The following is a 6,613-nucleotide window of genomic DNA, read 5'->3' on the forward strand; positions in this document are numbered from 1 at the left end:
TCATTGGACAGCATGGCGTCGCACAGGGCGCCTATCCAGGGCCGGGCGTAGGACGGCGAGATCGCGGCGAACCACATGAGCCAGTCCAGGCGCAGGTGGTACGGGCTCCACTGCCGTGGTGTCCGTGCGAGTGCGCCGGGCTTGCCCTTGAACTCGTACTCCCGCCACGTGGTGTGCTCGTCGATGGCCGTATCCGAAGTGCCTTCGAACACCACCTCATGGCGGATCTTCCCGACGCTGCCGAACGCGCCATAGGAGTTGACCAGGTGCAGAGGGTCGAATGTGCTGTTCATCCGTTGTTCGCGGGACAGCAGATTGCGAGCGGGCCGCCAGCTGAGCACCACCACCAACACGGTGAACGCGAGGACCGCGACACCGAACCAGACCGGCAAGGTTGTGGGCGCATCGCCCGGTTCCGTCCGGCCATAGGTGCTGTCGTCGATCACACTGCAGGCCAACACGATGGTCAACCAGTTGAGCCAGGCGAAGTTGCCCGACGCCACCAGCCACAACTGGGTCACGATGATGATCGCAGCCGCGACACCGGCCACCGGTTGTGGCGCGAAGAGGCCGAACGGGACCAGCAGTTGGGCGACGTGGTTGCCCGCAACCTCGATGCGGTGCAGGGGTTTCGGCATCCGGTGGAAGAACCAGCTCAGCGGCCCGGGCATGGGTTGTGTCTCGTGGTGGTAATCCAGGCACGTGAGATTCCGCCAGCACCGGTCGCCGCGGATCTTGATCATGCCCGCCCCGAACTCGACACGGAACAGGAGCCAACTGGCGAGCACCAGTATCGGTAGCGGCGGCGCGGTCTCGCCGTTGCCCAGGAACACCGCGAGGAAGCCCGCTTCCAGCAGCAGGGACTCCCAGCCGAACGAATACCAGACCTGGCCGACGTTGACGATCGACAGGTACGCCGCCCACAGAATCAGCCACACTGCCATCGCGGCCCAGAGCGGCACCACGTCGGCCAGTCCGACGACCATTGCCACCGACACCGCGACACCGGCCCAGCACACCGCCGCAAAGAAGCGATCAGAATAGTGCAGGTGAAATAGGCTGGGCGAGGAGCGAAATGGTCTCCGCTCCAAAAACTTCGGGATCGGAGTCAGGCCCTTGCTGCCGAGCAGGGCCCGGAACTGCAGCGCCGCGCAGAGGAACGCGACCACATATACGGCGGCGATACCGCGTTCCAGCACGACCCGGCCCCACCATGACTCCGACGCCGCGAGCCAGTCCATCGGGGCTCAGCCCGCCCAGGTGAGCCGGCTCTGGCCGTCGTCGTAGACCACCTCGGTCGGGGCGGGCCCGGTGACGTCGAAGTAGATCTTCCCGCCGGATGATCCGCCCTGGCTCAGCGGTGAGATGCCGAGATCGGGCGCGAACGTCTGAACGAGAACCCGGTAGCTCTGGCCATCGGCGGCGCGCGCGTTGAAGAACTGCATGGCCGGCACGACCGAGCCGGTCACTGCGTCCACATCGGTGCGCGCCTCCCAGAGCGTGCCCGCAAGGGGCACATTGCCGACGATCGGCACATTCAACACGTCGGTGGGACTGCGCTGTAGATCGTGGACGGTGTATCCGCCCACTCCGGCGCCGTCGGTGCCAGCGGCCTGCAACTGGGTGCCGAACCGGGCCACGGCGGGATCCGCGGATGCCTGGGGACCATCGGTCACCCCGAAGGCGACGGCGACTCCGGCCGCCATCGCTGCGATTGTTCTGGCGTTCATGGCGTTCGTCTCCTGAATGCGGCTTTCCGCTTCCTTTTAGGAGGTGCCCGCTTCAGAACGACCGAAACGCGATGGAACGCGTCAATTCACGCGCGCGATGCGGCCCGTATCAGCAGTCGCAACAGCACCTGCCCGATGCCCGCGAGCGGGATCTTCACCAGGGGGAACGATGCGGTGGAGCCGATGGTGTACTCGATGTGGGTGCTTGCGCCCGCTTCGGTCAGCCGCACCTCACCGGTGTAGCCGGGAAACGGGGTACCCGACAGCGCCTTGTAGCCGAACACATGCGGCGCGTCGAAGGTGACCACCTCTTCGACGATGTCCGGGCCCGGGCCCGGTGTGCTGATCCGGCGGACCGCGCCGAGCCCGTTCGGGTCGGGTGTGCCGGGTTTGCCGAGGCTGACCTGGACACCCGGCCCCCAGCCGGCCATGCCGACATGGTCGGTCAGGGTGGCCCACACCTTCTCGATCGGGACGTTGGCGGTGGCGTTCGCGGTGACGTGCATGGACCACATCCTGCCCCACCGGTTGGTAGACCCGCCTACGTGATGTCGATCACGCTTACCTATGGTGACTGGATGAGCGCGCAAGCCGATGCGGACCTGGTCGCTGACCTGGCCCGGCAGGTCGTGGCAGACCACGATCCGAAAAAGGTTCCGATCCCCGAGTTCCTGACGGCCGGCTACGACGCCGGGCTGGCCTGGGTGCACTTCCCGGAGGGACTCGGCGGCCTCGGGGTCTCCCGCGGGCTGCAGGCCGTCGCGGACGGCATCCTGCAGGGCGCCGGCGGTCCGATGCCGCTGGGGCTCAACCCGATGGGCTACGGGATGGCCGCGCCGACCGTGCGCGAACACGCGCAGTCCGAGGACCTCAAGAAGTTCTGGCTGCGGCCGCTGGCGAGCACCGAGGACATCTGGTGTCAGCTGTTCTCCGAGCCCGGCGCCGGATCCGATCTGGCCGGCCTGGCCACCTCCGCCGTCCGCGACGGTGAGGACTGGATCATCAACGGGCAGAAGGTGTGGACCAGCCTGGCTCACCGGGCGCGCTGGGGTCTGCTGCTCGCGCGTACCGATCCCGATGTGGCCAAGCACAAGGGGCTCACCTATTTCGTGCTCGACATGCACGCGCCCGGTGTCGAGACGCGGCCGCTGCGGCAGCTGACCGGGCAGGCCGAGTTCAACGAGGTCTACATCACCGACGCCCGCATCCCCGACGCGCACCGGCTCGGTGACGTCGGCAACGGCTGGGGGGTGGCGATGACGACGCTGATGAACGAGCGCAGTGCGCTCGGCGGCAGCGGTTCCCAGCGCGGCGCCGGCACCATCGCCGAGGCCGTCGGGCTGTGGGCCTCACGCCCCGATCTGCAGACCCCGGTGCTGCGCGACCGGCTGACCCAGCTGTGGCTGCGCTCGGAAGCCCAGCGGTTGACTGCGCAGCGCTCGCGGGCCACCGCGACCGTCGGTGGTCCGGGCCCGGAGGGATCGATCGGCAAGCTGGTCGGCGCCGAACTCAACCAGCACATCTACACGTGGTGCATGGATCTGCTTGGTGCCGAAGGCATTCTGTATCACGGGTACGGGCTGCACGACAGTGACGATGAGACGGATTGGCGTGGACCCATCCAGCAGCGCTTCCTGCGCAGCAAGGCCAACACCATCGAAGGCGGGACATCCGAAGTGATGCGCAACATCCTGGCCGAACGGATCCTGGGCCTGCCCGGCGATCTGCGGGCCGACGCCGGCATGCCGTGGAAGGAGATCCCGCGTGGCTGAGGAGTTTACGGATCAGCCCGACAATGTGGCTGAGAAGCTTGCGGATCAGCCCGACAGTGTGGCTGAGGAGTTTACGGATCAGCCCGACAATGTGGCTGATGTGCAGGAGTTCGTGTTCAGCGGCGAGCAGGCCCAACTCCGGGATGCAGTGCGCAAGTTCAGCGCCGACAATTTCGGCGAGGCCAACGCCCGCATTCAGATGGAATCCGAACCGCGCTTCAACCGGAATGTCTGGCAGCGGTTGGGGTCTGAGCTCGGTGTGCTCGGACTGTCCGTGCCCGAGTCCGACGGTGGCGTCGGCGGCACCCTGGTCGATCAGGCCATCGCCGTCGAGGAACTCGGCGCGGCGCTGGCGACCGGGCCTCTCTTCGGCACCGTGTTCCTGGCCATTCCCGCGCTGGTCGCGGCATCGAGTCGCCCGGACCGTGACGAGCTGCTCGGCGCCCTGGTCGAGGGCACCCGCACCGCGGCCTTCGCCGTCCCGGACCGGGCCGGCGCATTCGACGCCACCGCCGTCACCGTCACCGGGACCGACCGGCTGACCGGTCGTGTCGAACGCGTCGTGGACGCCGATGCCGCCGACGAACTTCTCGTCGCCGCAACCGGTCCCGACGGTGTGGCCCTCTACGCCGTGGACGCCGATGGCCCGGGTGTGCAGCGCACCGCGCTGATCACCCTCGATCTGACCAGGCCGCAGGCGACCATCGAGCTGTCGGATGCGCCGGCCCGGCTGGTGGCCGGACCCGATGAGGCCGACCGGGTGATCAGCCACGCACTGCAGGTCGGCTCGGCGCTGCTGGCGGCCGAACAGATCGGCGCGGCAGCACATCTGCTGAGTCTGTCGGTCGAATACGCGAAGTCACGGCTGCAGTTCGGCCGTCCGATCGGGTCCTTCCAGGCGGTCAAGCACCGGCTGGCCGAGGGCATGGTCGATCTTGAGCATGCCCGCTCGGCCACCTACCACGCGGTGTGGGCGCTGGGCGACGGCTCCGACGACCCGGCACTGGCGGCCGCCATCGCGCAGGCCCTGGCATCGACGGCGTTCTCCCGGATCGCCGCCGACACCATCCAGGTGCACGGCGGGATCGGCTTCACCTGGGAGCACCAGGCACACCTGTACTTCAAGCGGGCCACCACCGACGCTGCGCTGCTGGGCAGTGCCGAAGCGCACCGCCACCGGGTCGCCGAGCTGGTACTCGACACCGCCGATGCCAGGGCGCCGCGAGTGGCTACCGGCGCCACCACTCGGTGATCAGGGCCGCGTACTCGGCGGGTCGTTCCTCCCAGACGAAGTGTCCGGCGCCGTCGACCAGATCCGCGCGACCGGACGGCAGGCGTTCGGCGAGGTACGTCGCGTTGACCGGCGGGACCACCTGATCGTCACTGCCCGCGATCACGCGGACCGGGGTGGTGATGCCGGGCAGCAGGTCGGCCAGCACCGGAAGCCACTGCCGGTAGCTCTGCGCATACGGGATGGTGCCTGCAAACCGGTCGCCGGCATAACCGGCGATATAGTCGGCGCGCACGGCAGGTGGTGGCGTGTAGCCGGAGATCGTGTCCAGCGCAGACTCGACGATGGCCTCGCCCCCGATGTCCCGGTAGGGCTTCAGATCGGTGGCGAACACCCAGTCCTGCAGGACTCCGGTGACGGTGATGGGCACCGCCGCGCCCCCGGATCCCACCACCACCGAGGCGAACCGGCCCGGTGCGGCGGCAGCGGCGAACAGCGCCGCGGAGGTTCCGATATCGGGTCCGACGAGGTGGGGGTGTTCCAGCCCGAACTCGTCGGCGACCCGGACGATGAAGTCGCCGAGGGCCTTCGGGTTCAGCAGCTCTTCCCGGCCCTGTGATCCGCCGAATCCGGGCGGGTCGACGGCCACCAGGTGCGCATGCGCAGCCAGCTCCGGCCATACCTGATCGAAGGCGTAGACCGTCTCGGGCCACGGGCTGAGCAGTATCGCGTCGGCGGGCGCCGGGCCGCTTTCGGCGTATCGGATGCGAACACCGTCGATCGTGGTGAACCGCGGGACGATGGCGGTCTCGAATGTGGTCATGGCATGACTCTCCCGTGACCTGCCCGGGCAGGCATCGACGCCAGCCACCAATCCCGGATGGGGGCTAGCAGGTAGCACCGGCATGCGCAAGGTCCCAGCGGACCGCACTTCCGGGCCCCACGTAGGATCCGGGCCGGCACCGAACCCCGAAGACTCGACGTGTGCCCATCCTGTCCCGCCGGCAGCTCCTCGTCGGCCTCAGCGCAACCCCACTGGCCCTGACCCTGGCCTGTTCGGGTCCCCAGCCCGGCCGGCGCACGCCACCGCTGACCCGTCCGTTGCCGATCCCACCGCAGGCCGAAGCGACCGTCGGCGCGGACGGTACCCGCGTCTTCACCCTGCGGGCGATGGCCGGCGAGACCGAGATGCTGCCCGGAGTACGCACCGCCACCTGGGGATTCAACGGCTCGATCCTGGGGCCGACGCTGCGCGCGCGGCGCGGCGAGTCGGTGGCCGTCCATGTCGAGAACGCGTTGCCCGAGCCGACCACCGTGCACTGGCACGGTATGCACGTGCCCGCCCAGTGCGACGGCGGGCCGCACCAGACGGTGCCGGCCGGTGGGCAGTGGCAGCCACGCTGGGAGGTACGGCAACCCGCGGCGACGCTCTGGTATCACCCACATCCGCACGGCGCGACCGAGAAGCACATCTACCGGGGGCTGGCCGGGATGTTTCTCGTCGACGACGACACCGACGGTCTTCCGCGCGATTACGGCGTCGACGACATTCCGCTGATCATCCAGGACCGCCGGTTCACGCCTTCGGGTGCGCTCGACGAATCCGACCCGACGGACGTCGGCCTGCTCGGCGACACCATCGTGACCAATGGGATTGCCGGGGCGCATCTGACGGTGCGCACCGAGCGGGTCCGGCTGCGCGTGCTCAACGGTTCCGGCGGGCGGCTGTACAACCTGGGTTTCTCCGATGACAGGGTCTTTCATGTCATCGCCGGTGACGGCGGGCTGCTCGCCGCGCCTGTCCCGGCGACCCGGGTGCAGCTGAGCCCCGGCGAGCGCGCCGAGATCGTGGTCGAGTCCAGACCAGGGCAAGACTATGC

At 68.5% G+C, this 6,613-nt stretch carries 7 protein-coding genes; 3 read left to right on the top strand and 4 right to left on the bottom strand.

Annotation, left to right across the window (positions count from 1 at the left end):
• From AC1DTF_RS31755 to AC1DTF_RS31765, 3 genes are all read right to left on the bottom strand, one after another.
• Positions 1 to 1,241: lipase maturation factor family protein (locus AC1DTF_RS31755; RefSeq protein WP_477476950.1), on the bottom strand; the 1,241-nt coding region annotated here is incomplete at its 3' end.
• A 6-nt stretch (positions 1,242 to 1,247) separates the two neighbouring features.
• Positions 1,248 to 1,730, bottom strand: coding sequence for a DUF1942 domain-containing protein (locus AC1DTF_RS31760; protein WP_477476951.1), 483 nt, complete (start codon positions 1,728 to 1,730; stop codon positions 1,248 to 1,250).
• A gap of 86 nt (positions 1,731 to 1,816) precedes the next feature.
• The gene (locus tag AC1DTF_RS31765) at positions 1,817 to 2,236 is read right to left on the bottom strand and encodes an SRPBCC family protein (RefSeq protein WP_477476952.1); all 420 of its coding nucleotides are present in this window, start codon (positions 2,234 to 2,236) and stop codon (positions 1,817 to 1,819) included.
• Between the two features lie 72 nt (positions 2,237 to 2,308).
• On the opposite strand from AC1DTF_RS31765, the gene AC1DTF_RS31770 reads away from it, so the two are divergent.
• Positions 2,309 to 3,502: an acyl-CoA dehydrogenase family protein gene (locus AC1DTF_RS31770; protein ID WP_477476953.1), complete on the top strand. Its 1,194-nt coding sequence runs from the start codon at positions 2,309 to 2,311 to the stop codon at positions 3,500 to 3,502.
• Positions 3,495 to 4,754, top strand: coding sequence for an acyl-CoA dehydrogenase family protein (locus AC1DTF_RS31775; protein WP_477476954.1), 1,260 nt, complete (start codon positions 3,495 to 3,497; stop codon positions 4,752 to 4,754). Before AC1DTF_RS31770 ends, AC1DTF_RS31775 begins: the two co-directional genes overlap by 8 nt.
• On the opposite strand, the gene AC1DTF_RS31780 is transcribed toward AC1DTF_RS31775, so the two are convergent.
• Positions 4,732 to 5,556: an alpha/beta fold hydrolase gene (locus tag AC1DTF_RS31780; RefSeq protein WP_477476955.1), complete on the bottom strand. Its 825-nt coding sequence runs from the start codon at positions 5,554 to 5,556 to the stop codon at positions 4,732 to 4,734. The two genes, AC1DTF_RS31775 and AC1DTF_RS31780, sit on opposite strands and share 23 nt — an antisense overlap.
• A gap of 161 nt (positions 5,557 to 5,717) precedes the next feature.
• Between AC1DTF_RS31780 and AC1DTF_RS31785 the strand changes: the two genes are divergently transcribed.
• Positions 5,718 to 6,613: multicopper oxidase family protein (locus tag AC1DTF_RS31785; RefSeq protein WP_477476956.1), on the top strand; the 896-nt coding region annotated here is incomplete at its 3' end.

The sequence above is a fragment of the Mycobacterium sp. P4_H6 genome (genome assembly GCF_056400845.1).

What these genes read in the sequence shown, in the direction of transcription:
- AC1DTF_RS31760 (WP_477476951.1), bottom strand. Translation starts at nt 1,730, where the DNA reads ATGAACGCCAGAACAATCGCAGCGATGGCGGCCGGAGTCGCCGTCGCC.
- AC1DTF_RS31765 (WP_477476952.1), bottom strand. Translation starts at nt 2,236, where the DNA reads ATGCACGTCACCGCGAACGCCACCGCCAACGTCCCGATCGAGAAGGTG.
- AC1DTF_RS31770 (WP_477476953.1), top strand. Translation starts at nt 2,309, where the DNA reads ATGAGCGCGCAAGCCGATGCGGACCTGGTCGCTGACCTGGCCCGGCAG.
- AC1DTF_RS31780 (WP_477476955.1), bottom strand. Translation starts at nt 5,556, where the DNA reads ATGACCACATTCGAGACCGCCATCGTCCCGCGGTTCACCACGATCGAC.